Annotated in this window: 26 protein-coding genes; 10 read left to right on the top strand and 16 right to left on the bottom strand. The window is 72.9% G+C overall.

Features of this window, described 5'->3' with window-relative positions; genetic code table 11:
• A partial coding sequence (locus EAO71_RS12655; RefSeq protein ID WP_261992110.1) for a cytochrome P450 occupies positions 1-1,367 on the bottom strand: 1,367 nt, incomplete at its 3' end.
• Positions 1,368-1,607: 240 nt separating this feature from the next.
• Here EAO71_RS12655 and EAO71_RS12650 point away from each other — a divergent pair.
• Positions 1,608-2,777: a steroid 3-ketoacyl-CoA thiolase gene (locus EAO71_RS12650; RefSeq protein WP_147977814.1), complete on the top strand. Its 1,170-nt coding sequence runs from the start codon at positions 1,608-1,610 to the stop codon at positions 2,775-2,777.
• Positions 2,778-2,921: 144 nt separating this feature from the next.
• Here EAO71_RS12650 and EAO71_RS12645 read toward each other — a convergent pair whose 3' ends face one another.
• The 7 genes from EAO71_RS12645 to EAO71_RS12615 all read right to left on the bottom strand — a co-directional run bounded on the left by EAO71_RS12645 (position 2,922) and on the right by EAO71_RS12615 (position 10,603).
• Entirely contained in the window at positions 2,922-3,323 is a 402-nt protein-coding gene (locus EAO71_RS12645; protein ID WP_147977813.1) for an aggregation-promoting factor C-terminal-like domain-containing protein, read from the bottom strand.
• A gap of 287 nt (positions 3,324-3,610) precedes the next feature.
• Entirely contained in the window at positions 3,611-4,513 is a 903-nt protein-coding gene (locus tag EAO71_RS12640; RefSeq protein ID WP_187282736.1) for an ECF transporter S component, read from the bottom strand.
• The gene (locus EAO71_RS12635; RefSeq protein WP_147977811.1) at positions 4,477-6,195 is read right to left on the bottom strand and encodes an ABC transporter ATP-binding protein; all 1,719 of its coding nucleotides are present in this window, start codon (positions 6,193-6,195) and stop codon (positions 4,477-4,479) included. The genes EAO71_RS12640 and EAO71_RS12635 overlap by 37 nt, the downstream gene beginning before the upstream one ends.
• Complete coding sequence (locus EAO71_RS12630) at positions 6,192-7,298, bottom strand: energy-coupling factor transporter transmembrane component T (protein WP_147977810.1); 1,107 nt, start codon at positions 7,296-7,298, stop codon at positions 6,192-6,194. Before EAO71_RS12630 ends, EAO71_RS12635 begins: the two co-directional genes overlap by 4 nt.
• Positions 7,295-7,975 (bottom strand): SCO2322 family protein, encoded by a 681-nt coding sequence (locus tag EAO71_RS12625; RefSeq protein ID WP_147977809.1) that lies wholly within the window; start codon positions 7,973-7,975, stop codon positions 7,295-7,297. Before EAO71_RS12625 ends, EAO71_RS12630 begins: the two co-directional genes overlap by 4 nt.
• 74 nt (positions 7,976-8,049) lie before the next feature.
• Complete coding sequence (locus EAO71_RS12620; protein WP_399758602.1) at positions 8,050-9,309, bottom strand: prenyltransferase/squalene oxidase repeat-containing protein; 1,260 nt, start codon at positions 9,307-9,309, stop codon at positions 8,050-8,052.
• Positions 9,310-9,565: 256 nt separating this feature from the next.
• Positions 9,566-10,603, bottom strand: a complete 1,038-nt coding sequence (locus EAO71_RS12615) for an MBL fold metallo-hydrolase (protein ID WP_147977808.1) — start codon at positions 10,601-10,603, stop codon at positions 9,566-9,568.
• 235 nt (positions 10,604-10,838) lie between these two features.
• On the opposite strand from EAO71_RS12615, the gene EAO71_RS12610 reads away from it, so the two are divergent.
• The 3 genes from EAO71_RS12610 to EAO71_RS12600 all read left to right on the top strand — a co-directional run bounded on the left by EAO71_RS12610 (position 10,839) and on the right by EAO71_RS12600 (position 13,160).
• On the top strand, positions 10,839-12,308 hold the full coding sequence (locus EAO71_RS12610) for an aldehyde dehydrogenase (RefSeq protein WP_147977807.1): 1,470 nt from the start codon (positions 10,839-10,841) through the stop codon (positions 12,306-12,308).
• The gene (locus tag EAO71_RS12605) at positions 12,308-12,541 is read left to right on the top strand and encodes a ferredoxin (RefSeq protein WP_147977806.1); all 234 of its coding nucleotides are present in this window, start codon (positions 12,308-12,310) and stop codon (positions 12,539-12,541) included. The genes EAO71_RS12610 and EAO71_RS12605 overlap by 1 nt, the downstream gene beginning before the upstream one ends.
• 82 nt (positions 12,542-12,623) lie before the next feature.
• Positions 12,624-13,160, top strand: coding sequence for a hypothetical protein (locus EAO71_RS12600; RefSeq protein ID WP_147977805.1), 537 nt, complete (start codon positions 12,624-12,626; stop codon positions 13,158-13,160).
• A 119-nt stretch (positions 13,161-13,279) separates the two neighbouring features.
• On the opposite strand, the gene EAO71_RS12595 is transcribed toward EAO71_RS12600, so the two are convergent.
• A complete protein-coding gene (locus tag EAO71_RS12595) occupies positions 13,280-13,930 on the bottom strand; it encodes a TetR family transcriptional regulator (protein ID WP_147977804.1) in 651 nt (216 codons plus the stop codon).
• Positions 13,931-14,136: 206 nt separating this feature from the next.
• Here EAO71_RS12595 and EAO71_RS12590 point away from each other — a divergent pair, with 206 nt between their 5' ends.
• Positions 14,137-15,450: a glycosyltransferase family 4 protein gene (locus EAO71_RS12590; RefSeq protein ID WP_147977803.1), complete on the top strand. Its 1,314-nt coding sequence runs from the start codon at positions 14,137-14,139 to the stop codon at positions 15,448-15,450.
• Here EAO71_RS12590 and EAO71_RS12585 read toward each other — a convergent pair.
• Both EAO71_RS12585 and EAO71_RS37650 read right to left on the bottom strand, forming a co-directional pair.
• Positions 15,411-15,599, bottom strand: coding sequence for a hypothetical protein (locus EAO71_RS12585; protein ID WP_410093993.1), 189 nt, complete (start codon positions 15,597-15,599; stop codon positions 15,411-15,413). The genes EAO71_RS12590 and EAO71_RS12585 overlap by 40 nt on opposite strands.
• Positions 15,596-15,769, bottom strand: coding sequence for a hypothetical protein (locus tag EAO71_RS37650; protein WP_187282774.1), 174 nt, complete (start codon positions 15,767-15,769; stop codon positions 15,596-15,598). Before EAO71_RS37650 ends, EAO71_RS12585 begins: the two co-directional genes overlap by 4 nt.
• Positions 15,770-15,889: 120 nt before the next feature.
• Here EAO71_RS37650 and EAO71_RS12580 point away from each other — a divergent pair, with 120 nt between their 5' ends.
• From EAO71_RS12580 to EAO71_RS12570, 3 genes are all read left to right on the top strand, one after another.
• A complete protein-coding gene (locus tag EAO71_RS12580) occupies positions 15,890-16,642 on the top strand; it encodes a class I SAM-dependent methyltransferase (RefSeq protein WP_147977802.1) in 753 nt (250 codons plus the stop codon).
• The gene (locus EAO71_RS12575; protein WP_147977801.1) at positions 16,639-17,712 is read left to right on the top strand and encodes a prenyltransferase/squalene oxidase repeat-containing protein; all 1,074 of its coding nucleotides are present in this window, start codon (positions 16,639-16,641) and stop codon (positions 17,710-17,712) included. The genes EAO71_RS12580 and EAO71_RS12575 overlap by 4 nt, the downstream gene beginning before the upstream one ends.
• 133 nt (positions 17,713-17,845) lie before the next feature.
• Complete coding sequence (locus EAO71_RS12570) at positions 17,846-18,748, top strand: DUF2690 domain-containing protein (RefSeq protein ID WP_187282651.1); 903 nt, start codon at positions 17,846-17,848, stop codon at positions 18,746-18,748.
• 7 nt (positions 18,749-18,755) lie between these two features.
• On the opposite strand, the gene EAO71_RS12565 is transcribed toward EAO71_RS12570, so the two are convergent.
• Positions 18,756-19,115, bottom strand: coding sequence for a hypothetical protein (locus tag EAO71_RS12565; RefSeq protein ID WP_147977799.1), 360 nt, complete (start codon positions 19,113-19,115; stop codon positions 18,756-18,758).
• Between the two features lie 237 nt (positions 19,116-19,352).
• Positions 19,353-20,213 (bottom strand): helix-turn-helix domain-containing protein, encoded by an 861-nt coding sequence (locus EAO71_RS12560; RefSeq protein ID WP_147977798.1) that lies wholly within the window; start codon positions 20,211-20,213, stop codon positions 19,353-19,355.
• 247 nt (positions 20,214-20,460) lie between these two features.
• On the opposite strand from EAO71_RS12560, the gene EAO71_RS12555 reads away from it, so the two are divergent.
• On the top strand, positions 20,461-21,018 hold the full coding sequence (locus EAO71_RS12555) for a hypothetical protein (RefSeq protein WP_261992109.1): 558 nt from the start codon (positions 20,461-20,463) through the stop codon (positions 21,016-21,018).
• 49 nt (positions 21,019-21,067) lie between these two features.
• Here the strand turns inward: EAO71_RS12555 and EAO71_RS12550 are convergent, their stop codons facing one another.
• The 3 genes from EAO71_RS12550 to EAO71_RS12540 all read right to left on the bottom strand — a co-directional run bounded on the left by EAO71_RS12550 (position 21,068) and on the right by EAO71_RS12540 (position 24,121).
• Positions 21,068-22,153 carry an LLM class F420-dependent oxidoreductase gene (locus tag EAO71_RS12550; protein WP_147977797.1) on the bottom strand — a complete coding sequence of 362 codons (1,086 nt, stop codon included), beginning with the start codon at positions 22,151-22,153 and terminating at the stop codon, positions 21,068-21,070.
• Between the two features lie 126 nt (positions 22,154-22,279).
• Positions 22,280-23,119 (bottom strand): DUF5336 domain-containing protein, encoded by an 840-nt coding sequence (locus tag EAO71_RS12545; protein ID WP_147977796.1) that lies wholly within the window; start codon positions 23,117-23,119, stop codon positions 22,280-22,282.
• Positions 23,120-23,209: 90 nt separating this feature from the next.
• Positions 23,210-24,121 carry an N-acetylmuramoyl-L-alanine amidase gene (locus EAO71_RS12540; protein ID WP_147977795.1) on the bottom strand — a complete coding sequence of 304 codons (912 nt, stop codon included), beginning with the start codon at positions 24,119-24,121 and terminating at the stop codon, positions 23,210-23,212.
• Positions 24,122-24,274: 153 nt separating this feature from the next.
• On the opposite strand from EAO71_RS12540, the gene EAO71_RS12530 reads away from it, so the two are divergent.
• Positions 24,275-26,134, top strand: coding sequence for a hypothetical protein (locus EAO71_RS12530; protein ID WP_261992108.1), 1,860 nt, complete (start codon positions 24,275-24,277; stop codon positions 26,132-26,134).
• The last annotated feature ends 4 nt before the right edge of the window (positions 26,135-26,138 follow it).

The raw sequence follows: 26,138 nt of genomic DNA, 5'->3' as shown, positions 1-26,138 counted from the left end.
GGTTCGCCGGAGCGGTCGAACCGGAAGGCCCCGTCGCGGACCTCGCCGGGCCGGGGAAGGTGTATCTCACCGCCCTGGAACAGGAGTTCCCGGTCCCGTCCCTGATCGACGGCGACCACGAGCTGCGGGCCGCGCCCTCCGACGCGCCGTACCGGGAGGTCGTCTTCGAGGACCGGCTGCTGACCGTCGCCGGCGGGCGCGAGGTCGGGCAGGACGTCCGCGAGCGCGTTGAAGATCAGCTCGATCTCGTTGATGGCGAGGGACTTGCCCAGGCAGAAGTGCGGGCCGCCACCGCCGAAGCCCAGGTGCGGATTGGGGTCGCGGGTGATGTCGAAGGTCTCGGGGTCCTCGAAGACCTCGGGGTCGTTGTTGGCGGAGGAGTAGAAGAGCCCGATCCGGTCGCCCTTGCGGATCTTCTGGCCGCCCAGCTCGGTGTCCTGGGTGGCCGTGCGCTGGAAGGAGACCACCGGCGTGGCCCAGCGGACGATCTCCTCGGCGGTCGTCGCCGGGCGCTCCCGCTTGAAGAGCTCCCACTGCTCGGGGTGGGTGAGGAAGGCGTGCATGCCGTGGCTGATCGCGTTGCGGGTGGTCTCGTTGCCGGCCACCGCGAGCAGCAGGACGAAGAAGCCGAACTCGTCGGAGGAGAGGTTGCCCTGCCCCTCGGCGGCGACGAGCTGCGTCACGATGTCCTTGGCCGGACACTCCTTGCGGGCCGCGGCCAGGTTCATCGAGTAGCCGATGAGCTCCATGGCGGACTCGGCGCCGATCTCCTCGGTGATGGCGTACTCGGGGTCGTCGTAGGCCACCATCTTGTTCGACCAGTCGAAGATCCGGGCGCGGTCCTCCTGCGGGACGCCGATGAGTTCGGCGATGGCCTGGAGCGGCAGTTCGACGGCGACCCGGGTGACGAAGTCGAAGGAGCCGTCGGCGTCGGCGCTCCGCCTCGCCTCCTCGGCGATCGCGCGGGCGCGTTCGCGCAGGGCCGTCTCCAGACTCCGGATGGCGCGGGGGGTGAAACCGCGCTGGACGATCTGGCGGACCCGGGTGTGCTCCGGCGGGTCCATGTTGAGCATGATCAGCTTCTGGACCTCGATCTGGTCCCGGGTGATGTGCTCGTTGAAGCGGATGACGGCCGTGTTCTCCGCGGAGGAGAACAGTTCGGGGTGGGTGGAGACGTACTTGACGTCCGCGTGCCGCGTGACGGCCCAGTAACCCTCGTCGTCGAAGCCCGTGACACCGCGCGGCTGGGGGCACCACCAGACGGGCGCCGTCTGCCGGAGCTGCGCGAACTCCGGGAAGGGGATGCGGCTGTGGAGCAGGTCGGGGTCGGTGGCGTCGAACCCTTCGGGGAGGTGAGGGCAGGGCATCGGCAACACGCTCCATTGTCTGACGGCCCATCAGAAGTTGCCCGAAAGGTAGTAACGAGTTCTACAAGTGGCAAGGCCCGTGGCGGGAAGTGTTGCCGGGAGGCGGTGCACGCGGGTGTGTGCACAACTCTTGCGTACCCGCGGTAGCAGTCATAAGACTGCACTCAGAACTAGAACGCGTACTAGTTCCCTGCGGCGGGGTGCCGGGACACCCCGCCCGGGCGAGGAGAGGACGAGCTCATGGCCGCGGAACCCGTCATCGTCGAAGCCGTACGCACCCCCATCGGCAAGCGTGGAGGCGCGCTCGCCAATCTGCACCCCGCCTACCTGCTGGGTGAGACCTACCGTGAACTCCTCGGACGCACCGGCATCCACGCCGACTGCGTCGAGCAGATCGTCGGCGGCACCGTCACCCACGCCGGTGAGCAGTCCATGAACCCGGCGCGCAACGCCTGGCTCGCCATGGGCCTGCCCTACGAGACCGCCGCCACCACCGTCGACTGCCAGTGCGGATCCTCGCAGCAGGCCAGCCACATGGTCGCCAACATGATCGCCGCCGGTGTCATCGACGTCGGCATCAGCTGCGGCGTCGAAGCCATGTCGCGAGTGCCGCTCGGCTCCGGCTCCAAGCACGGCCCCGGCAAGCCCTGGCCGGACGAATGGAACGTCGACCTGCCCAACCAGTTCGAGGCGGCCGAGCGGATCGCCCGCCGCCGCGGCCTCGGTCGCGAACGGGTCGACTCGCTCGGACTGCTGTCCCAGGAACGGGCCGCGAACGCCTGGGCCGAGGAGCGCTTCAAGCGGGAGACCTTCGCCGTCCAGGTCCCCACCACCGAGGAGGAGCAGGCCGCCGGGCAGGGCATGTGGCGCCTCGTCGACCGCGACGAGGGGCTGCGCGACACCAGCATGGAGGCGCTCGCCCGGCTCAAGCCGGTCATGCCCACCGCCGTCCACACCGCCGGGAACTCCTCGCAGATCTCCGACGGCGCCTGCGCGCTGATGTGGGCCTCCAAGCGGATGGCCCGCGCCCTCAAGCTCCGCCCCCGCGCCCGGATCGTGGCCCAGGCCCTGGTCGGATCCGACCCGCACTTCCACCTCGACGGGCCCGTCGACGCGACCCGCGCGGTCCTCGGCAAGGCGGGGATGTCGCTCAGGGACATCGACCTCGTCGAGATCAACGAGGCCTTCGCCTCGGTGGTGCTCAGCTGGGCGCAGGTCTTCGACCAGGACCTGGAGAAGGTCAACGTCAACGGCGGCGCCATCGCCCTCGGCCACCCGGTGGGAGCGACCGGGGCGCGCCTCATCACCACCGCGCTGCACGAGCTGGAACGCACGGACAAGGAGTTCGCCCTGATCACGATGTGCGCGGGCGGCGCGCTGGCGACCGGCACCATCATCCAGCGGCTCTGACCCCCGCCAGGGGTGTGGGGCCCGGGGCGGCGGCGGGGACGGCGCCGCGAGACACCCGGAGAACGCGGCAGGCCCCGCCCCTCCGAGCGGAGGGCGGGGCCTTGCGTATGCGTGCGCGGCTGCCGGTGGCGCTACGGGGCGCTCTTAGTACCAGCCGTTGGCCTGCCAGAACGACCAGGCGGCGTTCGGGCTGCCGTAGCGCTCGTTCATGTAGTTCAGACCCCACTTGATCTGCGTGGCGGGGTTCGTCTTCCAGTCGGAACCGGCCGAGGCCATCTTCGAGGCCGGCAGGGCCTGGACCAGGCCGTAGGCGCCGCTGGAGGAGTTGGTGGCCGTGAAGTTCCACCCGGACTCGTGCTCGACGATCTTGCTGAAGGCCTGGTACTGGCCGGCAGGGACGATCTTCTTGGCGATCTCCTGCGGGCTGGCGGCCGAGGCCGAAGCGGTCGTTCCCAGCACCGCACCCGAGGCGGCCAGCAGCACGGCTGCGGAGGCGGCGACGGTCTTCTTGCGGTCGGAGACACGAGTGGCGATGGAGCGGATCAAGGGAGACACCTTACGTCGGGGACATGTCTGCGCCGGGCGATTCGGACAAGCCGGAACCAGAGCCCGGGGAATCCGGGAACCGGGGGGAGTCGGCCTGACCGGGGGAGCAGCGGCGAACGCTTGCTGCCCGGCGACGTCCACCAGAGAAGCAGGGCCGGAAGGGCGACGCAACGACCCCTTGTACTAGCGCCCATCGCACCACCGCGGAAGGTCCCGGGGTCCGACACATGGCGCTTTCGCAGCCCAGGGCCGCTTATGGGGGGATTTGGAGGGGTGCTGTCCCGCTACTACTCCGGGCCGTAGGGGACTTTGGTCGTGTGGGGCGCCTCACCGTGAAGGGACCCCCCGGAGGGCTCGAATGTGACCTGGGCCTCGAAGTTGGCCCGCCGCGTCGCCCGTCGCAGCGCCCGCAGGAGCGTGCCGCCGACGGTGAGCGTGAGGACGACGGTCAGCACGGCGCGGCCCAGGTCCCAGCCGAGCGAGGTCGCCAGCACATAGGCCAGGAACCGCACCAGGTTCTCGTCCACCGGCTGCCCCGGCTGGAACGAGACCCCGTGCGCGAGACCACCGACCGTCACCCAGCCGTACAGATTGGTGACGGTGCCGTACGCGAACGCCGCGACGAAGCCGTACGCCGCCAGCATCAGCAGCTCGCCCCGGCCCCGCAGCCGCTCCGGCCCCGGCAGCAGACCGGCCCCCATGGTGAACCAGCCCATCGCCAGCATCTGCACCGGCATCCAGGGCCCCACCCCACCGGTGAGCAGCGCGGACGCGAACATCGTCACCGAGCCGAGGACGAACCCGAAGCCCGGCCCCAGGACCCGGCCGCTCAGCACCATCAGGAAGAACATCGGCTCGATGCCGGCCGTCCCGGCGCCCAGCGGGCGCAGCGCGGCCCCCACCGCCGCCAGCACCCCCAGCATCGCGACCGCCTTCGCGTCCATGCCGCAGTCGGCGATCGTCGCGACCACCACACCGATCAGCAGCGGCAGCAGCGCCGCGAACAGCCACGGCGCGTCCGCGGCGTGCGTGGTGACCGCGGCGTCACCGTCCGCGAGCAGCGGCCACCCGATGGCGATCAGCCCGATCACGGAGACGAGAAGGAGAGCCGCGACGGAACGCGGCCCGAGCCGGATCGGACGTGCCCCCGCGCTCACAGCGCCTCCCGTACCTGCTCGACCGTGAGCCAGGGCTGCGGGGCGAGGATCTTGGCGACCTGCGGGGAGAAGGCGGGGGAGGAGACGACCACGTCGGCGGYCGGGCCGTCCGCCACCACCTCGCCGGAGGCCAGGATCACCACGCGGTGCGCCAGCTCCGCCGCGAGCTCCACATCGTGCGTGGCGAGCACGATCGCGTGCCCCTCGGCGGCCAGCCCGCGCAGATGCGCGACGAGCCGGCCCTTGGCCGCGTAGTCCAGACCCCGGGTCGGCTCGTCGAGCAGCAGCAGCGGCGGGCGCCCGGTGAGGACGACGGCCAGCGCCAGCGCGAGGCGCTGGCCCTCCGACAGGTCCCGGGGATGGGTCTCGTCCGTCACCCCCGGCAGCAGCTCCGACACGAGGGCGCGGCAGCTGCCCGGCGCGGCGCCCGCGTCCGCGTCGGCCGCCGCGCACTCGGCGGCGACCGTGTCCGCGTACAGCAGGTCCCGCGGCTCCTGCGGCACCAGCCCCACCCGCCGGATCAGCTCGCGGGGATCCGTACGGTGCGGGGCCCGGCCGCCGACCAGCACGCTGCCGGACGTCGGCTCGACCATTCCGACGAGTGAGCCGAGCAGCGTCGACTTCCCGGCGCCGTTGCGCCCCATCAGCGCGACCGTCTCGCCCGGCGCGACCCGCAGGTCGACCCGCCGGAGCGCCTCGACCCGCCCCCGCCGCACCCCGAGCCCGCGGACGTCGACCAGGCCGGGCATCCCGGCTCCTCCCGACGCGTCCAGGCCGCCGCTCCGTCGCCGGAACGGCGAGAACCGCCCGCGCCGCCCGGAGCCGGAGGCCCCGGGGGCCGGGCCGGCGTCCCGCACGGCCGGCACGGACGGCACGGACGGCACGGCCGGGACCGGGCTCGCCGGCGACACGTCCCCGAGCCGCTCCCGCAGCCCGGCCGCCTCACGACGGGCGTCCCGGACCGTCAGCGGCAGCGGACTCCAGCCCGCGAGCCGGCCCAGCGCCACCACCGGCGGACACACCGGGGACACCGCCATGACCTCGGCCGGCGGACCCATCACCCCCTCGGGCAGCAGCAGCACCCGGTCCGCGTACTGCACCACACGCTCCAGACGGTGCTCCGCCATCAGCACCGTCGTCCCCAGATCGTGGACCAGCCGCTGGAGCACCGCGAGCACGTCCTCCGCCGCCGCCGGGTCCAGCGCCGACGTCGGCTCGTCCAGCACCAGCACCCGGGGATGCGGGGTCAGCACCGAGCCGATCGCGACCCGCTGCTGCTGCCCCCCGGACAGGGTGGCGATCGGCCGGTCGCGCAGCTCCGCCAGCCCCAGCAGGTCCAGCGTCTCCTCCACCCGGCGCCGCATCACCGCCGGCGCCAGGCCCAGCGACTCCATCCCGTACGCCAGCTCGTCCTCGACCGTGTCCGTCACGAAGTGCGCCTGCGGATCCTGGCCCACCGTCCCGACCACGTCCGCCAGTTCGCGCGGCTTGTGCGTCCGGGTGTCCCGCCCCGCGACCGTCACCCGGCCCGTCAGCGTCCCGCCCGTGAAGTGCGGGACGAGCCCCGACACCGCGCCGAGCAGCGTCGACTTGCCGACCCCCGACGGGCCGACGAGCAGCACCAGTTCGCCCTCGGGAACCGTCAGGTCCAGATCCCGCAGCGTGGGCGCACCCCTCTCGGCGTACGTCACCGAGACGTTCTCGAAGCGGATCACGAGGAGACCTCCTTGGCAGCGGGCACCGGAGCGACGAACGCGGGCACCAGGCCCACCAGGACCGAGACGGCGGGCCACACCGGCAGCCCCGGCGCCACCAGCGGCACGACCCCCGGATGCAGCGCCCCGTACGCGTACGCGTTCGCCCGGATCATCAGCGCCGCCACCGCGACACCCGAACCGGCGACGAGCCACGCCCTGACCCCCCACCGGTCCGGCCGGTACCGGGTCCGGACCGCCCGCCGCCCGCCGAGCCGCAGCCCGGCCATGGCCGCGACGAGCCCGGCGACGACGAGCGGCAGCCCGTACGAGGCGCCCTCCGCGGCCAGCAGACCGTACGAACCGGCGCACATCCCGAGCAGCCCGCCCAGCGTCAGCACGTTCGTCGTCCGCCGCACGGCCACCGGGACCTGCGCCGTACGCCCGTACCCGCGCGCGTCCATCGACGCCGCCACCGCGACCGACCGCTCCAGGGCGCCCTCCAGGACCGGCAGCCCGATCTGGAGCACCGCCCGCACCCCGCCCGTCGGCCGCCCCCGCAGCCGCCGGGCCGTCCTCAGCCGCATCACGTCCGCGACCATGTTCGGCGCGAAGGTCATGGCCACCACCACGGCCACCCCCGCCTCGTAGAGCGCGCCCGGCAGCGACTTGAGCAGCCGCGCCGGATTGGCCAGCGCGTTCGCCGCTCCCACACAGATCAGCAGGGTCGCCAGCTTCAGGCCGTCGTACAGCGCGAACACCACCTGCTCGGCGGTGACCCGGCCCCCGATCCGCACCCCCTGCGCCCACTCCGGCAACGGCACCTCGGGCAGCGCGAACAGCACGTACGAACCCGGGATCGGCGAACCCAGGACGACCGAGAACACCACCCGCAGGAACACCACGAACAGGCCCAGCTTCACGAACGCCCCGTACGAGCGCGCCCAGGGCGCGTCGGTACGGCGGGCCGCCACGACATAGCCGGCGACCCCGACGATCAGGCCGAGGACCAGCGGGTTGGTGGTGCGCGAGGCGGCCACCGCCAGACCGAGCGCCCACAGCCACCAGGCGCCGGCGTGCAGGGCGTTGGAGCGGTTCGCCTCCGGGGCGCGCAGCGGTGTCATCGCCGGCGGCGGGCCTGCCGGACGGCCGCGCCACCGAGCAGGAGCACGGCCGCTCCGCCCGCGACGATCCCCACGGACGGACCGGCGCCGTCGTCCTTCCCGGCGCTCTCCCCGTCCGAGGACGCCGGCCGACCGCCGCCCGGCTTCTCGGTGGCGGGCGCGCCGGACGGCGCGGTGTCCGCCACCTGCTCGCCGCAGCCCCGCGCCGGATAGCCCGCGATCCCGCACAGCAGCGCGGCGCTGTCGTAGCGCAGCGGCTTGGCGACCGCCGCCAGCGCCTCCGCGCTCGTCGCGTCCTCGCGCACCTGCGCGCAGCCGGTCCTCAGCGCCGGGGCCGGCGGCTTCTCGCCCTGCGGCGCGTCCGCCGGAACACCGAAGTCGACCACGACCGCGACCCGCTTGGTGCCGGTCTTCGCCTTCGTGTCGGCGCACACCGCCGTGAAGTCGGGGGCGACCGAGGGGCGGGCCGCGTCGTTCGAGTCCTTGCTGACCGCGAAGCGGAAGCCGTTCACGTCGCCGTCCGCGGGGCGGGCGGTCGCCGGGCCCTGGGTGGCGTACGCCCACGTGCCGCCGCCGTCGCTCTCCCAGAACGACCAGTAGCGGTAGCCCGCGGCATGCGCGGGTCCGGCGCCGGCCAGCGCCGTGAAGGCCGCCGCGAGGAAGGCGACGACGAGCACGGCGCCGGACCGCGGCGCGGTTCCCGGGCGCGACCGGCCGGCCGGTCCCGGGGCCGCGCCGGCGAGCCGGGCCCTCACTTCTTGCGGCCGCTGATCAGGAAGCCGATGCCGACACCCACCACCATGCCGATGCCGATGATCCACCACAGGTCGAAGCCGGAGTCGTCGTCCTCGGCCTCGTCACCCGCCGAGGACGCGGCGGTGGCCGTGGCCTGCGGCGCCGGGCCGGTGGCGCTCAGCGCCTTGAGGAGGTCGGTCGAACCGAAGTGGCGCGGGTCGACACCCATCGCGTTCGAGGCGAAGACGAGCTGCGCGTAGGCGGCGGGGCCGTTGTCCCCGGCCCAGGTGAGGGCGTTCTGCTCCAGCCAGGTCAGCGCCCCGTTCGCCTCCTTCATGGCGCCGGCCGCGGCGAGCGCGACGACCGCGTCGGCGGTGTTGCCGAAGTCGGGCAGCGGGGCCGTCTCGGCGGCGCCGGGCATCGGCGGGGTGTCCAGGTGACCGGTCTTCGCGAGGGCGGTGGCCAGGTAGGAGGCGCCGTTGAGGGCGGCCCGCTCGGCGGTCGGCTTGGGCAGGTCCGTGCAGACCGGGGCCTGCTCCGGCGTCACACCGCGGGCGGTGATGCCCTTGCCGAGACCGGCGAGGGTGGCGGCCGCGGTCGCGTCGGCGTTCGCGAGCAGCTTGCCGCTCTTGTCGGGCTGGTAGGCGAAGGCGCCCGCGCCGTCCTTGGTCGCGCAGGGCACGGCGAAGCCGAGCAGCGCGTCGTACGGGGTCTTGCCGGCGGTGGACCTGACCTCGCCCGGCTTCTCGCCCAGCGCGGCGAGCGCGCCGATCACGATCGAGGTGGAGTTGGCGTCGCTGGGGCTGCCGGGGTTGTAGCCCCAGCCGCCGTCCTTGTTCTGCACGCCCTTGAGCCAGCCCGCGCCGGCCTTGGCCGCCTTGCCGACCGCCTCGGGGTCGGCACTCTCGCGCCGCACCCCGGACAGCGCCTGGACGGCGACGGCGGTGGCGTTGGTGTCGAGCATGGTGGCCGGGTCGCAGGGCTTCGCCGGGTCCGGACGGTACGAGGCGAAGGCGCCGCTCTCGCACTGCTGGCGCTGCAGCCAGGTCACGGCCTGCTCGGCGGGCTGGACGTTGTTCGTCCGCTGGGCGATGAAGGCGAGGGACTGGCGCCAGACACCGTCGTACGTCGGGTCCTTCTGGCCGTACAGCCCCGCGGGGATCACGGGTGCGGGGGTGGGGGACGGCGACGGCGCGGCGAACGCGGTCGGGGCCATCCCGGTGCACAGCACGGTGGCGGCTGCGAGCGCGGCGGCGCCTCGGCGAACGGTGATCATGCGTGCTGGCCTCTCCTGCGGCCGGGCACCGGCACGCACAGGGCACCAGGCTCGGCTCCGTATTCCTCGACGGTGCCGGCGTTCACGTCCCGGACGGGGCATTCCGACTCACCGACGGCGGCCTGGGAGGCTGCGAGGACGGCTCACGGTTGCGGGTCAGTGCCGGATTCCCACCGGCTTCCCCCCGCACGGGCATGATGACGACGCGCCCACTGTACCGGGCCGTAGCGGGCCCGCCCCGTGGGTGCGAGGCGCCTCACACCGCGACGTACGCCACCGGGTCCGTGCCCTCGGCCCGCTCCGCCCTCCCCAGCTTCACCAGCCGCCGCACATGGGCCTCGGCCTCGCTGACGGCGATGTTCCGCGACCCGTTCGGGATCTGCTCCCACGGCCGGTTCCACTCCATCCGCTCGGCCAGCTGCCAGGGGGTGAGCGGCGTCGTCAGCAGGTCGAGCAGGCCGGTCAGCCGCTCCTCGTGGTGGTCGAGCAGCTCGCGCACCCGGCCGGCGGCGTCGGCGAAGGCGTGCTGGTGGGCGGGGAGCACCTCGGCGACGCCGAGGCGGCCGATGCGCTCCAGCGAGTCCAGGTAGTCGCCGAGCGGATCGGTGACGGTGGCGTCGTCGGGGTCCTCGTAGAGCCCGATGTGCGGGGTGATGCCGGGCAGCAGGTGGTCGCCGGAGAAGAGCCGGCCGTGGCCGGGCAGTCGCGCGGGATGCTCCTCCTCCAGGTGGAGGCAGACGTGCCCGGGCGTGTGGCCGGGGGTCCAGATCGCCCGCAGCCGCCGTCCGGCCAGGTCGAGCAGCTCGCCGGGGACGATCTCGCGGTCGGGCAGGGCCGAGCGCAGCCCGGGAAGCGCCCGGATCCGCCGGCCCGACCGGGCGGCGAGCAGCGGGGCGGTGTGCTCCTCGGGGGCCCCGACGGCGGCCAGCTTGCGCGCGAGGTAGTCGAGCCAGGCCGCGGGCTCGGACGCGCGGGTGCGGCGTACGACGTCGGTGTCGGCGGCGTGCATGGCGATCCATGCACCGGACTCCTCGCGGACCTTGCCCGAGAGGCCGTGGTGGTCGGGGTGGTGGTGGGTGATGACGACACCGTGCACCTCGCGCACCGAGGTCCCCAACGCCTCCAGCCCGTCGGACAGTTCGCTCCAGGACGCCGGATCGTCCCAGCCGGTGTCGATCAGGACGGGCCCGCGATCGGTGTCGAGGAGGTGGACGAGGGTGTGCCCGAGCGGGTTGTCCGGAATGGGGACCCGGATCGACCAGACGCCTCCACCGTGCTCGGTCACCTGGGTCATGGGCCCTCATCTCTGCGCGACGCACGGCACTTGCTCGACCAGGGCCACTATAACGAGAACTGACGGTGTGTCAGAGGTCGACGTGACTTCCGGAGGGTGCGGCGGCAGGCCTCACCGGCATCGAACCCGCTGATGGGGGCCCGCTCCGCCCTGGGCCTGGCCAAGTATAACTAGAACTGGTATCAGTTCTGAAACGCAGTCAGAAACCATCGCGGGTTCCGGGAGGCAGTCGGTCATGACCGAGCTTGTGGAGCACGGAAAGCTGTTCATCGGCGGAGCGCTGGCCGACCCGCTCGGCAGTGATGTCATCGAGGTCGTCTCGCCGCACACCGAGGAGGTCATCGGCCGGGTTCCGCACGCCTCCGAGGCCGATGTCGACCGGGCCGTCGCCGCCGCGCGCGCGGCCTTCGACCACGGGCCGTGGCCGCGGACGACCCTGGAGGAGCGGATCGAGGTCGTCGGCCGCATCAAGGACGCCGTCGCCGTGCGCCACGAGGAGATCGCCCGCTCGATCTCCTCCCAGAACGGCTCCCCGTACTCGTGGAGCGTGCTCGCGCAGGCGCTCGGCGCGATGATGGTGTGGGACGCCGCCATCACCGTCGCGCGCGACTTCCCGTACGAGGAGCGGCGCGCGGGCGTGCTCGGGCCGATTCTGGTGCGGCGCGAGCCGGTGGGCGTGGTCGCCGCCGTCGTGCCCTGGAACGTGCCGCAGTTCACGGCCGCGGCGAAGCTCGGCCCCGCGCTGCTCGCCGGCTGTTCGGTGATCCTCAAGCCGTCACCGGAGTCCCCCCTCGACTCCTACATCCTCGCCGAGATCGCGGCCGAGGCCGGACTGCCCGAGGGCGTGCTGTCGATCCTGCCCGCCGACCGCGAGGTCAGCGAGTACCTGGTCGGGCACCCCGGCGTCGACAAGGTCTCCTTCACCGGGTCCGTCGCCGCCGGCAAGCGCGTGATGGAGGTGGCCTCGCGCAACCTCACCCGGGTCACACTGGAGCTCGGCGGCAAGTCCGCGGCCGTCGTCCTGCCCGACGCGGACCTGGCGACCGCCATCGCCGGGATCGTCCCCGCCGCCTGGATGAACAACGGCCAGGCGTGCGTCGCCCAGACCCGGATCCTCGTGCCGCGCAGCCGGTACGACGAGATCGCCGAGGCGTTCGCGGCGGCGGCAGGAGCGCTCACCGTCGGCGACCCGCTCGACCCCGCCACCCAGGTCGGCCCCCTGGTCGCCCGGCGCCAGCAGCAGCGTTCGCTCGACTACATCAGGCTCGGTCAGGAGGAAGGCGCCAAGATCCTCACGGGTGGCGGCCGGCCGGCCGGACTCGACCGGGGCTGGTACGTCGAGCCCACCCTCTTCGGCGGTGTCGACAACACGATGCGCATCGCCCGGGAGGAGATATTCGGCCCGGTCATCTGCCTCCTTCCCTACGGCGACGAGAGCGAGGCACTGCGCATCGCGAACGACTCCGACTACGGGCTGAGCGGCAGCGTCTGGACCGGGGACGTGGAGCACGGCCTCGACTTCGCCCGCCGGGTGCGCACCGGCACCTTCAACGTCAACACCTTCAGCCTCGACATGCTGGGCCCGTTCGGCGGCTACAAGAACTCCGGTCTGGGGCGGGAGTTCGGGCCCGAGGGGCTCGGCGAGTACCTGGAGCACAAGATGATCCACCTGCCCGCCGGCTACGAGGGGCCCGGTGGCGCGTGATGGGGGACCGCTGGCTCGTGGAGGTCGACCGGGGGGTCTGCATCGGTTCCGGCATGTGCGTCAACCACGCCCCGCACGGCTTCCGTCTGGACACGGCCCGTCAGTCGCACCCCACCGCACCGGAGTCGGACGCGAACGAAGGCGTCCTCGCGGCGGCCGAGGGCTGCCCGGTGGAGGCGATCCTGATCACCCTCCTGGACGGCGGGGAGCCGGTCTTCCCGCCGGAGGAGTAACCGAGGAGTCGTTCCCACGTGCAAAACTTCTGCCTTGATCACGGGGGCAACGGGCCCGCGTGCGCCCAGGATTGGGAGCGTTGTGCGCAAGGCGAAGTGGGTGGCCGCGGCGGCCGGTGTGGTGATGCTGGTCGCGGGCTGCGGCAGCGAGGGCGGTTCGGACAAGGACCAGGGCGGTTCGTCGTCGGCGGGCTCGACCGCCGGGTCCTCCGGCGGCGGCTCGGAGGCGGGCGGCGGCCTCGACGGCGCCGCGGTCACCGAGGAGATCACGGCGGCGGCGACGGCGGCCGGCTTCACCGAGAAGACCTCGGACGACCCGGTGCCGGCCGAGCTCAAGAACTGCATGGTGTCCTGGCAGGCCGACGCCGACAAGGCGGCCGACCCGAAGAAGTCCTTCGACGCCACCACGGCGGCGCTGGGCAAGGGCGGCTGGAAGGAGGGGCAGAAGGTGGAGCAGAGCGGTTCCATCGTCATGTCCCTGACGAAGAGCGACTGGACCGTGAAGGCCAGCCGGCACGGCATGTCCGGGTTCCAGATGGTGCTCTTCGTCGCCACGGACAACGGCGCCGAGTGCGAGGCGCTGTTCAAGGCCGATCTGGAGAAGAACAAGAAGTCCTAGGGCGGGTTGCGAAGGTCCGGCCTGCCCCGCGACGCGCCCTGGGTTCCGGACCGGTCCCCGGGGGCGGCCGCCGTGACGGCGGCGCGCGTCGCCGGCCGGGCGGGCCGGCGGCCGGTCGCTCAGTGCGAGGTCGTGAGCCGTCCGCGCCCCTCCGGGGCCGCGGACGGCTCGGCCGGCGCCGTCAGGTCGATCAGCCGGCAGACGGTCTCGATGTCGATCTTCACCTGTGCGATCGACGCCCGGCCCGAGAGCCAGGTGATCAGGGCCGAGTGCCAGGTGTGCTCGATCACGCGCACCGCGGACAGCTGCTGCGGTGTCGGATGCTCCAGGCCCATGGAGTCCAGGATGATCGCCGTGGTCACCCGGGACACCGTGTCCACCTCGGGGCTGACGCTCCGGTCGGCGAACGTCAGTGCCCGCACCATCGCGTCCGCGAGCTGCGGCTCCCGCTGGAGCGCGCGGAACGCCCGCATCAGCGTCTCCGCCACCCGCTCCGCCGCCGTCGCGCCCGCCGGAGGCCGCTTCCGCAGCGTGGTGTGCATGTGCTGGAGCTGGTCCTGCATCGTCGCGACCAGCAGATGGATCTTGGAGGGGAAATAGCGGTACAGCGTCCCCAGCGCCACCCCGGCCGCCTCGGCGACCTCGCGCATCTGTACGGCCTCGAAGCCGCCCCGCCCGGCCAGCTGCGCGCTGGCGTGCAGGATGCGGCGACGGCGCGCCTCCTGGCGCTCTGTCAGGGGCGGCGAGTCGGGTCTGTCTTCCGCGGTCATGGGTCCCGTTCCGTGCGGTGAGGGAGCGACAGTATGGCGCGCTGCCCGCCGTGGCGCGAATCACCTGATCCGGCTCTTACGGCGGAGCTACCTGCCGGTAGATTCAGTGCTCCTTGAAGGATCAAGAACGATCAAGTCTGTAACTTGTTCTAGATTAGCGCGAGCGGTTACGCTCCCGCGAAACGCAAGCTCGAAGGGGGCAGCGAGTGACCGCTGAGGCCATAGAAGCAGGCCCCCGCCAGGGCGTCGCCATCGACGGTGACCGTCCGTTGCGGATCGCTCTCCTCACGTACAAGGGGAACCCGTTCTGCGGCGGCCAGGGGGTCTACGTACGGCACCTCTCCCGCGAACTGGCCCGCCTCGGGCACAGCGTCGAGGTCATCGGCTCACAGCCCTACCCGACCCTGGACGAGGGCGTTCCGCTCACCGAGCTGGCCAGCCTCGACCTCTACCGGTCGCCGGACCCGTTCCGCACGCCCAAGCGCGACGAGTACCGCGACTGGATCGACGCGCTCGAGGTCGCCACCATGTGGACCGGCGGCTTCCCCGAGCCGCTCACCTTCTCGCTGCGCGCCCGGCGCATGCTCGCCGCCCGCCGCGGCGACTTCGACGTCGTGCACGACAACCAGACGCTCGGCTACGGACTCCTCGGCGGCCCCGGCGCGATCGGCGCCCCCCTGGTCACCACCATCCACCACCCCATCACCGTCGACCGGCAGCTCGAACTCGACGCCGCCGCCGACTGGAAGCGCCGCGCCTCCGTCCGCCGCTGGTACGCCTTCACCCGGATGCAGAAGCGGGTCGCCCGCCGGCTGCCGTCCGTGCTGACCGTGTCCGGCACCTCCCGGCAGGAGATCGTCGACCACCTCGGCGTACGGGACGCCCGCATCCGCGTCGTCCACATCGGCGCCGACACCGACCTGTGGTCGCCCGACCCCTCCGTCGCCGAGATCCCGGGCCGGATCGTCACCACCTCCAGCGCCGACGTCCCCCTCAAGGGCCTGATCCACCTCGTCGAGGCCCTCGCCAAGCTGCGCACCGAGAACCCGGCCGCCCACCTCGTCGTCGTCGGCAAGCGCGCCGAGGACGGCCCGGTCGCCCAGGCCATCGAGCGCTACGGACTCCAGGACGCCGTCCGGTTCGTCAAGGGGATCTCCGACGCGGAGCTCGTGGACCTCGTGCGCTCCGCCCAGGTCTCCTGCGTGCCCTCCCTGTACGAGGGGTTCTCCCTGCCCGCCGCCGAGGCCATGGCGACCGGCACCCCCCTCGTCGCCACCACCGGCGGCGCGATCCCCGAGGTCGCGGGCCCCGACGGCGAGACCTGCCTCGCGGTGCCCCCCGGCGACGCCGGCGCGCTCGCCGCCGCCCTCGGCCGGACGCTCGACGACGCCGAGCTCCGCGCCCGCCTGGGAGCCGCCGGCCGGGCGAGGGTCCTGGCGAACTTCACCTGGGCCCGCGCCGCCCAGGGCACGGCGGACCTCTACCGCGAGGCGATCGCCCGCCAGGGAGCGCGCCGGTGACCGCCCGCGGACACCACGCCGCGGAACCAGGGTATGGCGCCGTCCGCGTGCTGGGCGCCGAGGATGCCGGCGACGGTCTCGGCGGCCTGCTCGGCGGTCAGGACACCGGGCAGGAGCAGGTGTTCCGCGATCCGCTCGGGACTCGTCACGCGCCGGCCTCGGCGGCGTCGGAGCCCTCCGAGCCGCCGCCGGAGGACCCGGCGGTCGAGCCCGCCGACGACGAACCGCCCTGGTCCTTGTCCGAACCGCCCTCGCTGCCGCAGCCCGCGACCAGCATCACCACACCGGCCGCCGCGGCCACCCACTTCGCCTTGCGCACAACGCTCCCAATCCTGGGCGCACGCGGGCCCGTTGCCCCCGTGATCAAGGCAGAAGTTTTGCACGCGGGTACGACTCCGGGCCGCCCCGCGGCCCCCGGCCATCCGGAAGGGCAGACCTCGTGCTGACCGTCGACTTCACCCGCTTCCCGCTCGCCCCCGGCGACCGCGTGCTCGATCTGGGCTGCGGTGCGGGCCGGCACGCCTTCGAGTGCTACCGGCGCGGCGCCCAGGTCGTGGCCCTCGACCAGAACGGCGAGGAGATCCGCGAGGTCGCGAAGTGGTTCGCGGCGATGAAGGAGGCCGGCGAGGCCCCGGCGGGCGCCACCGCGACCGCCATGGAGGGCGACGCGCTCAACCTGCCCTTCCCCGACGACTCCTTCGACGTCGTGATCATCTCCGAGGTCATGGAGCACATCCCGGACGACAAGGGCGTGCTCGCCGAGATGGTCCGGGTGCTCCGCCCCGGCGGCCGGATCGCGATCACCGTCCCGCGCTACGGACCCGAGAAGGTCTGCTGGGCGCTCTCCGACGAGTACCACGAGGTCGAGGGCGGCCACATCCGCATCTACAAGGCCGACGAGCTCCTCGGCAAGATCCGCCAGGCCGGACTGCGGCCGTACGGCAGCCACCACGCGCACGCGCTGCACGCCCCCTACTGGTGGCTGAAGTGCGCCTTCGGCGTGGACAACGACAAGGCGCTGCCGGTCCGGGCGTACCACAAGCTCCTGGTCTGGGACATCATGAAGAAGCCCGCCCTGACCCGGGTCGCCGAGCAGCTGCTCAACCCGGTGGTCGGCAAGAGCTTCGTGGTCTACGCGACCAAGCCCCACCTGCCCTCCACCGGCTCCGACGCCGCCGAGGCCGGCGCGTGACGAGTCCCGAGCGGATCGCGGAACACCTGCTCCTGCCCGGTGTCCTGACCGCCGAGCAGGCCGCCGAGACCGTCGCCGGCATCCTCGGCGCCCAGCGCGCGGACGGCGCCATACCCTGGTTCCGCGGCCACCACCTCGATCCCTGGGACCACACCGAGGCCGCGATGGCCCTCGACACGGCCGGCGAACACGCCGCCGCGGCCCGGGCGTACGACTGGCTGGCCCGGCACCAGAACGGCGACGGCTCCTGGTACGCGGCGTACCACGACGGCGAGCACGACCGGGTCACCGACCACAGCCGCGAGAGCAACTTCGTCGCCTACGTCGCCGTCGGCGTCTGGCACCACTACCTGGCGACCGGCGACGACGCCTTCCTCGACCGGATGTGGCCCGTCGTCTACGCGGCCGTCGAGTTCGTGCTGGCGCTCCAGCAGCCGGGCGGCGAGATCGGCTGGAAGCGCGAGGCCGACGGGACGCCGGTCGACGACGCGCTGCTGACCGGCAGTTCGTCCATCCACCAGGCACTGCGCTGCGCCCTCGCCATCGCCGAGACGCGCGAGGAACCGCAGCCCGACTGGGAGCTCGCGGCCGGCGCCCTCGGCCACGCGATCCGCCGTCACCCCGAGCGCTTCCTCGACAAGTCCCGCTACTCCATGGACTGGTACTACCCGGTCCTCGGCGGCGCGCTCACCGGTCCGGCGGCGAAGGCCCGCATCGACGCCCACTGGGACGACTTCGTGGTGCCCGGGCTCGGCGTCCGCTGCGTGCTGCCCAACCCCTGGGTGACGGGCGGCGAGAGCTGCGAACTCGCCCTCGCCCTCTGGGCGACGGGGGAGTCGGACCGGGCTCTGGAGATCCTCCAGTCCATCCAGCACCTGCGGGCCGAGGGCGGCATGTACTGGACGGGATACGTCTTCGAGGGCGACGCGGCCGTGTGGCCCGAGGAGCTCACCACCTGGACCGCCGGATCGCTGCTGCTCGCCGTCGCGGCACTCGGCGGAGACGAGGCGACGGTGGCGGTGTTCGGCGGCGAACGGCTGCCGAAGGGGCTCGATCCCGACTGCTGTTGACCATTTTGGAACAGTGTCCCCCAAACGGTAAAGCCACGGCAAAGTGGCCCTCTCCCCGGTTTTACGATGTCCGCGTTCATGGCTGGCATGAACATGCGTGACAGATGCGGGAGAGCAGGACCAAGTGGACGGTGTGGGGACTGTCAGCGGTAGATCCGGAGCTGCGGCCGAGGAGCTGGCGAGCGAACTGCTCGCCCTGAAGAAGGCGTCGGGGCTGAGCTTCGCCCAGCTCAGCCAGAAGACCCACTACGCGAAGTCGTCGTGGGAGCGATGGGTGAACGGCAAGCAGTTCCCGCCGCGCGACGCCGTGGAGAGCCTGGCCCGGCTGTGCGAGACGCCGCCGGCGCGGCTCCTCGACATCTGGGACCGGGCCGACGAGGAGCGGGAAGTCGCCGCCGGCGGGCGGGAGTCCGCACCCCCGGAGTCCGACCCGGGCGCCGGTACGTCGGAGGCGGGCGCTGCCGCCACCGCCGTACCGCGGACGGCCGTCGCGGGCGCGGACGCCGCCCCCGCGGACGGTGCCGGGTCCGAGGCCGCACCGGCGCGTCGCGGCCGCCGCGGGCTGTGGATCTCGGCCGTCGTCGCTCTGGTCCTGGTGGCGGGCGCTGCCGCCGCCTACGCCGGCGTCGGCACCGGCGGCGAGGAGCCGGCCCCCCGGCCGAGCGTCAGGATCGCGGGCCCCGCGACGGGCTGCGAGGGGACCGGGTGCGAGGGCAAGGACCCGAAGAAGATGAACTGCGGCGCCGACGCCGTCACCGTACGCACCGGTTCCATCCCCAAGGACCTGGTGATGGAACTGCGGTACAGCAGGGCCTGCCAGGCGGCCTGGGGCCGCATCACCTTCGCCGAGGTCGGCGCCACCGTCGTCGTCAACAACTCGGACGGCGCCGCCGCGGCCGACGTCGTGCACTACGACCGGGACGTCTACACCCCGCTGATCGCGGCGCCGGAGTCGGGCTCGACCTGGGTCTGCGCCTCACTGCCCAAGGGCAAGCAGAGCTGCACCGGCTACTTCGTGCCCAGCCAGGAGCGCTGACCCGGGCTCAGACGGACGTGGGGCAGCCGTACGTGATGTTGATCGCGACGACGCCGGACCCCAGGCCGAAGCTCTGCCCCGGACGCAGCTGGTCGATGAAGCCGCTGGAGAACTTCAGCCAGGCGCAGTCCTCGTTCCGCGCGTTGGTGACCCAGCGCGCGGTACGCGTCCTGGCGCTGGTGGTCTGCCAGCCCGTGTCCTTGTACATGGTCAGGATGGTGCCGTTGTCGTCCTGGAAGCAGACGTAGGGCCAGGGGCACGAGGCCGCGGCGGCCGGGCTCGCGGTGGCGCCGCTCAGACACGTCGCGGCCAGCAGGCCGGCGAGGGCGACGGACGCGGACTTCAAGCGGTTCTTCCGGTTCTTCATGGACTCACCTGGAGGGGACGGGCGTGGAAGCCGGCCCGGAGGAAGCGCCGGGCCGGCACGCGGCACGCGAGGAAGACGGACAACCCGACGCACCCCCGTGTCGTCGGGTCGTTCGGGACGGAAGACTGCCACCCCTCGCGCCCCCGGGTCTTGGACGAATGCGAACACCGGGCGGCGTTTCCGCGGCCCGGGCCGCGGGCGTCCCGCCCGCCCGGTCCGGCCGGTCCCGCCCGCCGGTCAGCCGGCCAGCCAGGGACTCGCCGCGGCACGCGCCGCCAGGAACCGGCCCGGCGGCATGCCCGTCATCGCCGTGAACTCGCGGCTGAGGTGGGACTGGTCGTAGAAGCCGCATCCGAGCGCGGCGTCGACGGCGGAGCCCCCCGCCGTCAGCAGCCGGATCGCCCGGTTGAGCCGCAGGATGCGGGCCAGGCGCTTCGGCGGCAGCCCGATCTGCTCGCGGAATCGATTCTCCAGATGGCGCAGACTCCAGCCCGTCCGAGCCGCCAGCTCCGCCATGGGCACGGCCCCCGACGTCCGGCTCAGCAGCTGCCAGGCCCCCAGCACCGCCGGCGACGGCTCCCGGGACGGCGCGGCCTCGGCCGCCCACCGCAGCAGCGTCTCGTCGAGCACGGCGAACCGCCCGCGCCAGTCGGGAGCGGCTTCCAGCGCGCCGGCGAGATCCCGGGCCCGACGGCCCAGCACGTCGGCCGGATCCGCCACGGTGTCCGCGAGCTCGCCCAGGGGGGTGCCGAACAGCCGGTACGCCGCCCAGGGCGCGAGGGRCAGCRCGACCCCGTGCAGGTCCCCCTGATGGCCCAGTACCCGCGCACGGGTGTGCAGCCCCGACACCACCGACGTGTGCACCGGCGCGTGGGCCCCGGCCTCCCGCCGGCCTCCCGCCCGCCCGAGCCGCATCTCGCTGCCGAAGCCGATGAGCAGCGACACCCGCCCGCTCGGCACCACCAGCCGCTCCTGCGCCAGACCGGCCGTCGACCGGAAGCCCCGGTAGACCCCGATGCCCGGCCGGAGCCGCGCGTCCGGCCGCGCGTAGAACCACTGGCATCTTCCGCCCGCCTCGCAGACACGGCGCCTCACCATGAACGAAATCCCCCCAGGGCCCGGAACCGTCCCGGACCGTCCCGATCACTCTCGGATCCCCCGGTCGGGCAGGGCCAGAGACGGCGCCGTCCCAGGGACGGAGTGGGACGTCCCACACCTCTGACCTGCCGCGATGCTGCGAACGAGGGACATGCGGGCGACCGGCGGGGTCCCGCCTGGAGCCCCCGGGTGGCGGAGCGCGAGGGGCGGGGCGAGGCTGACGCGGAAGCCACCAGGGAGGTCTGCCGTGTCCCCCAGCGCCGTGCCCGCCCACCCGATACGCCGCGCCGTCGTGGCGCTGCTGCTGTCCTGCGCCCTGCTCGTGACGGCCACCGCCTGCGGCGGTGACGACGAGCCCTCCGCGAGCGGCAGCGCGAGCCCGACGGGCACCGTCGAGCAGCAGAGGCTCGCCAAGACCCGGTTCGTGGCCAACGCGGGCCTGGCGGCCGGGGCCACCTACCAGTGGATCATCAAGCCGTACCGCGAGGGCAAGTTCAGGAAGGGCGCGGACGGCCAGAAGTTCGCCCTCGTCAAGGCCGGACTCGCGGGCGCCTTCGCCTACAACCGGCTCAAGGCGGCGGTGAACAACGCCAAGGGCGACGAACTGCTCTCCAAGGCGGTGGCACCGCTGACCGCCGGCATCGAATCGTTGAAGGACCTGGGCACCAAACTCCGCAAGGGCGAGGCCGGCGAGGCGGACGTCGGTGTCTTCGAGAACGTCATCAACAGCGTGAAGGACGCGGGCAGGAGCGCGGGCGTCGAGGTCACCGACCAGGTTCCGAGCGCCTCCCAGCTGGGCGGCTAGGTGCATTGACGACCCGGCCCAGTGTCAACAATGCTCGTGGTCAGTACAGCTAGGGCGTGTCCGGGTGATCTTGCCGGGTCCGCGGCGACGGCTGCGGCACCTCGCGGCACAGCTCCTGGGAACCCTGGCCGTTCAGCTCCGCGAGGACCCGCAGGGTCGCCGGGTCCGGCGCCGTCACCAGCAGGTCGGTGACCGGACCCTTGCGCCAGAGCTCCAGCCGTTCGGCGATCCGCTCCCTCGGCCCGACGAGCGAGATCTCGTCCGCGAAGGCGTCCGGCACGGCGAGCACGGCCTCCTCGCGCCGCCCGGCCGCGAACAGCTCCTGGATGTGCCGGGCCTCGGCCTCGTACCCCATCCGTCCCATCAGGTCGGCGTGGAAGTTGCGGGCCGCGTGCCCCATACCGCCGATGTAGAAGCCGAGCATCGCCTTGACCGGCAGCAGCCCCTCGGCGGGGTCGTCGCAGACCCGGGCGCGGACCATGGGAGCGATCAGGAAGCCCTCGGGCAGCGCCTCGGGCAGGGCGTACACCTGCGCGTACCGGGTCGGCGACCAGTAGAGCGGCAGCCATCCGTCCGCGAGGGTGAGGGTCTGCGCGATGTTCTTCGGCCCCTCGGCTCCGAGCAGGACGGGCAGGTCCGCCCGGAGCGGGTGGGTGATCGGCTTGAGCGCCTTCCCCAGTCCGGTGCCGTCCGCCCCCGCGTAGGGGTGCGCGTGGTAGCGCCCGTCCAGCGCGACCGGCCCCTCCCGGCGCAGCACCTGGCGGACGACGTCCACGTACTCGCGGGTCGCGGTGAGCGGGCTGCGCGGGAAGGGGCGGCCGTACCAGCCCTCGACGACCTGCGGGCCGGAGAGTCCCAGGCCGAGCATCATCCGGCCGCCGGAGAGATGGTCGAGGGTGAGCGCGTGCATGGCTGTGGCGGTCGGGGTCCGGGCCGCCATCTGCGCGACGGCGGTGCCGAGCCGGATCCGGCTGGTGTGCGCGGCGATCCAGGTCAGCGCGGTGAACGCGTCGGACCCCCAGGCCTCGGCCGTCCACACGGAGTCGTAGCCGAGTCGCTCGGCCTCCCGGGCGAGCGTGAGGTGGTCGGGGGAGGGGCCGCGTCCCCAGTAGCCGAGGGCGAGTCCGAGACGCATGGCCCCCACCAACCTTTCTGACGGATCGTCAGTTCATGGATGGAGGGACTGTACGGCAACGGCCCGGCCCCCGGAAGGGATTCCGGGGGCCGGGCCGTGGAGCGGTACCGCTGCCGATGTGTCCGGTCAGCCGCGCTGGATGCCGGTCGTGTCCTGCAGGACACCACGCCGGCCGTCCTGGGTCTGGGCGATCAGGCCGGGACCACGCTGCTCGACCGCCAGGTACCAGGTACCGGGAGCCAGTTCGGCGATCGGCGACGGCGAACCGTCCTCGCCGTACAGCGGACGGGCGACCGGGACCGCGAACCAGAAGGGCGAGAAGTCCCCCGAACCCTGCGGGGCCTGGGCCTGCGGGGCCTGGGCGGCGGCCGGCGGCTGCTGCCCCTGGGCGCCGAAGGGGGAACCGTGCGGCTGGCCCTGCTGCGGGTCGGGCTGGCCCGGGTACGGCTGCTGCTGGGCGCCCGGGTAGCCGTAGCCGTTGGGGACGCCGGGCTGGCTCGGCTGCACGCCGTACGGCTGCTGCGCCTGCGGCGACGGGGCGCTCATCAGCGGGGCCTTGAGCGCCGGCACCAGCGGGGCGGCGACCGCCGCGCCCGCGAGGACCAGAGCGGCGATCAGGCCCAGGATGAGGCCGGCGCCGGCGTTCTCCGACTCGAAGACCCACATGAGCAGCGTCCAGGCGGACGCGATGCCGAACGCGGCACCGACCTGACCGAGCTCCAGGCCGGCCACCTTGCGCTGCTGCGGCAGGCCGTGCGAGACGACGACCAGCGCGGCACCGGCGATGCCGAGGAAGAACGAGCCCCAGCCCAGCGGCGAGATCTCCCAGGAGTTGGGGATGTCGATGGAGTCGCAGATCGACTTGCTGGCTTCACAGCTCGAAGTGCCGAGGAACGAGGCGATGAACAGCACCACCGCTGCACCGATCAGCACGCCATCGCCTCGAGTGAGGGAGCGGATATTCACGTAAGAGTCCTTCGTCGGGTCGTCTCGTCGGGGTGGCGCGAAGCACGGGGGCGGCCCCATCGTACGGAGCGAATCTATCGCTCGCCGGTTCTACCCCTTGAGGTAGGTCCTGATGCCGTCCGCGAGCCCCTGCGCCGCCTTCTGGCGCCATGCCGCATCGGTCAGCAGTGCGGCGTCCTTCGGATCACGCATATTGCCGCATTCGACGAAGACCTTGGGGACGGTTGAGAGATTGAGCCCGCCGAGATCGTCGCGGACGTCCAATCCGGTACCGGAACCGATGTAGTTGGAGGGTGACGTGTGCGTCGCGCGCGCGAAGTGTGTGGCGATGTCCTCGCCGAGCGCACGCGACGGGCCGACGATCTTCGCGGTGTCGGCGCCGCCGGAGTCGACACGTGCGGGCAGGATCACATGGAAGCCGCGGTTCCCCGTGGCGGAGCCGTCGGCGTGCACGGACACGACGGCGTCGGCCCGGGCGGCGTTCCCGGTCCGGGCCCGCTCGTCGATGCACGGGCCGAAGGGGCGGTCGGCGTCATGGGTCAGCACGACCTTCGCGCCGAGCCCCTTGAGGAGATCGCGCAGGCGATGCGAGACGTCCAGGGTGAAGGCGGCTTCGGTGTAGCCGGCATTGGTCGAGGTGCCGGTCGTATCGCATTCCTTGCGGGCCGTACCGATGTCGACCTTCTGGTTGATCTCCCGGGAATGCCGGAAATTGCCGGGGTTGTGTCCCGGGTCGACGACGACCGTGCGGCCGGCGAGGGGGAGCCGGCCGGGAGCGTCGTCTCCGGAGCCCGTGCTCCCCGTGGTGCCGGTGGCGTCCGCCGAGCCGGACGGGTCCGAAGGGGCGGCAGAGGCGCGCGGCGCCGGAGAGGACGATGTGGCGCCGGGCACACCCGCCGCGTCGTCGGCCGCCCCGCCGCAGCCCACCAGTGCGAGGCACCCGAGGGCGCATCCGAGCAGGGCGAGGGCGGGGGTGAGGGACTTCCGGTGGTCGTACGGCACCCCGCGACTCTAATGCGAGCCGCCGGAGGCGATGCGCGGCCCGCCGATCAGGAGCGAAGACTTCGTCGGCGCCACGCGACTGTGGAGGGATTGTGACGGGTATGGGGAGAGTGCGCCGGTGAGCAGCACCGCGCACGGACCACGGGGGGCACTGTGGCGGGGGAACAGCAGTACGACGACGCGCGTCCGGAGCCGGAGGACGGCACACCCGGTACCGCGGACGCCTTACCGGAGGGGCCGGGCACCCCGGACCCGGGCGACGGCAGGACCGTCGCCGAGACGCCCTGGGCGTACGGACCCGCCGGCACGACCGGCGCCGGAGCGGGCGCGGCGCACGGGGCACCCGGCGGCGGACCCGAGACGCCGACCGTGACCGCCTCGCCATGGGCCGCGGGCGGAGCGATCCCGCCGCCACCCGGGCAGCCGCCCGTCATCGGCGCGCCGACGCCGGGCACGCCCGGCCCGCCGGCGCCGGTGGAATCGAACCCCGCCCAGGCCGTACTGGTCGGACTGCTGAACCTCTCCTGCCTCGGCCTCGGCTACGTCCTCCTCAAGCACTGGCGGTCCGCCGCCGTGTGCTGGGCCGCCACCGTGATCCTGCTCGTGATCGCGCTGCCCGCCGACGTCGACGGCGTAGCCCCCGGCGTACTCGTCGGCTACGGCCTGTTCCTGCTCGCCGCGGCGGCCGACGGGGCACGGCGCGGACTGCGCGCCCCGCTCGTCCTCGGCCCGGCCGGCCCGGTGGACGCCAATAGCGGGAGACCGGGCCCGCTGCGGTTCGCCCTCCCGCTCGCCGTCGTCCTGCTGCTCGTACCGGTCGGCGGCTCGGTGGCCTACGGAGCCGCACGGGACGAGGCCGTGGAACAGTCGTACCTCGACCGGCTGGCGGCGGCGGACGCCCTCGTCAAGGCCGTCGAAGGGCAGAGCTTCGGCGGGGCCGCGGAGAACTACCGCAAGGCGCTGGCCACCTACCAGGAACTCGGCACGCAGCACGCCGGCTCCCGCGCCGGACGGCTCGTCCCCGACCGGCTCGCCGCCTACTACCGCAGCGTGTCCCTCCCGTACGAGCAGAAGAAGTACTGCGCGGCCGTCGAACCCCTCAAGCACCTGCGCGACCTGCCGACGAAGGTGGACCGCGGGCTCCTCACCGGCCTGATCGGCAAGGCCGACGAACCGCTGGCCCAGTCCTGGTACGAGTGCGGCAGCAGCAGCATCGGCACGGCGGGCGCCGAGCGGACGGCCGGAGACCAGCTCAACGCCCTGCTCACGACCTTCCCGCAGTCGCCGTACGCGACCAAGGTCGAGGCCGCGGTCAAGGACAGCATCCGCACCCGCGCCGCCACCCTCGACGGCACCTCCCCCGACCCGTGCGACACGGTGACCGAACTGCGGCGCGTCGGCACGACCGTCGCCCTGCTGCCGCGGGACACCTACACGGCGCTCGCGAACGAGAACGCCGAGGCGGTGGAGAAGGGCAACTACAACTGCGGCGTCAAGCACTTCAAGGACAAGGAGTACACGGACGCCAGGACCTCGATGACCGACTTCGTCACCGAGTACCCGGGCAGCAGGCGGGCCGCCCAGGCCCGGAACATCGCCATCGCCGCGGAGATCGCCGAGGAGGCCCCGGCGGCCGGCAGCAAGCTGCCCCCGGCGACGGCGCCCGGCGGGTCCCGGATGGTCATGGTCGTGTCCAACGACGGGCCGGGGGAGGTCGAACTGCTCTACACGGGGCCGGTCACCGGACGGGTCACGCTGAAGTCCTGCGGGACGTGCAGGGCGTACCCCGGCAGCCTGGCCGCGCTGAACACGCAGAAGGTGAAGGCGTGCACGGGCCCGTCGTCCAAGTACCCGAAGGCGACACTGCTGCTCCCGCCGGGCAACTACCACTTCCTGCAGAAGCGGGACAGCTCGAACACGTCGATGGCGGTGAACAAGGCGAGCACGACGAAGATCGAGTCGGGCTACAGCTACACGAACTGCCTGTACGTGACCTCGGGACTGGGGTTCTGAGGGG

The sequence above is a fragment of the Streptomyces sp. MS191 genome, from assembly GCF_008042125.1.
GTDB lineage: Bacteria > Actinomycetota > Actinomycetes > Streptomycetales > Streptomycetaceae > Streptomyces.
This window is presented reverse-complemented; position numbering and strand designations above follow the sequence as displayed.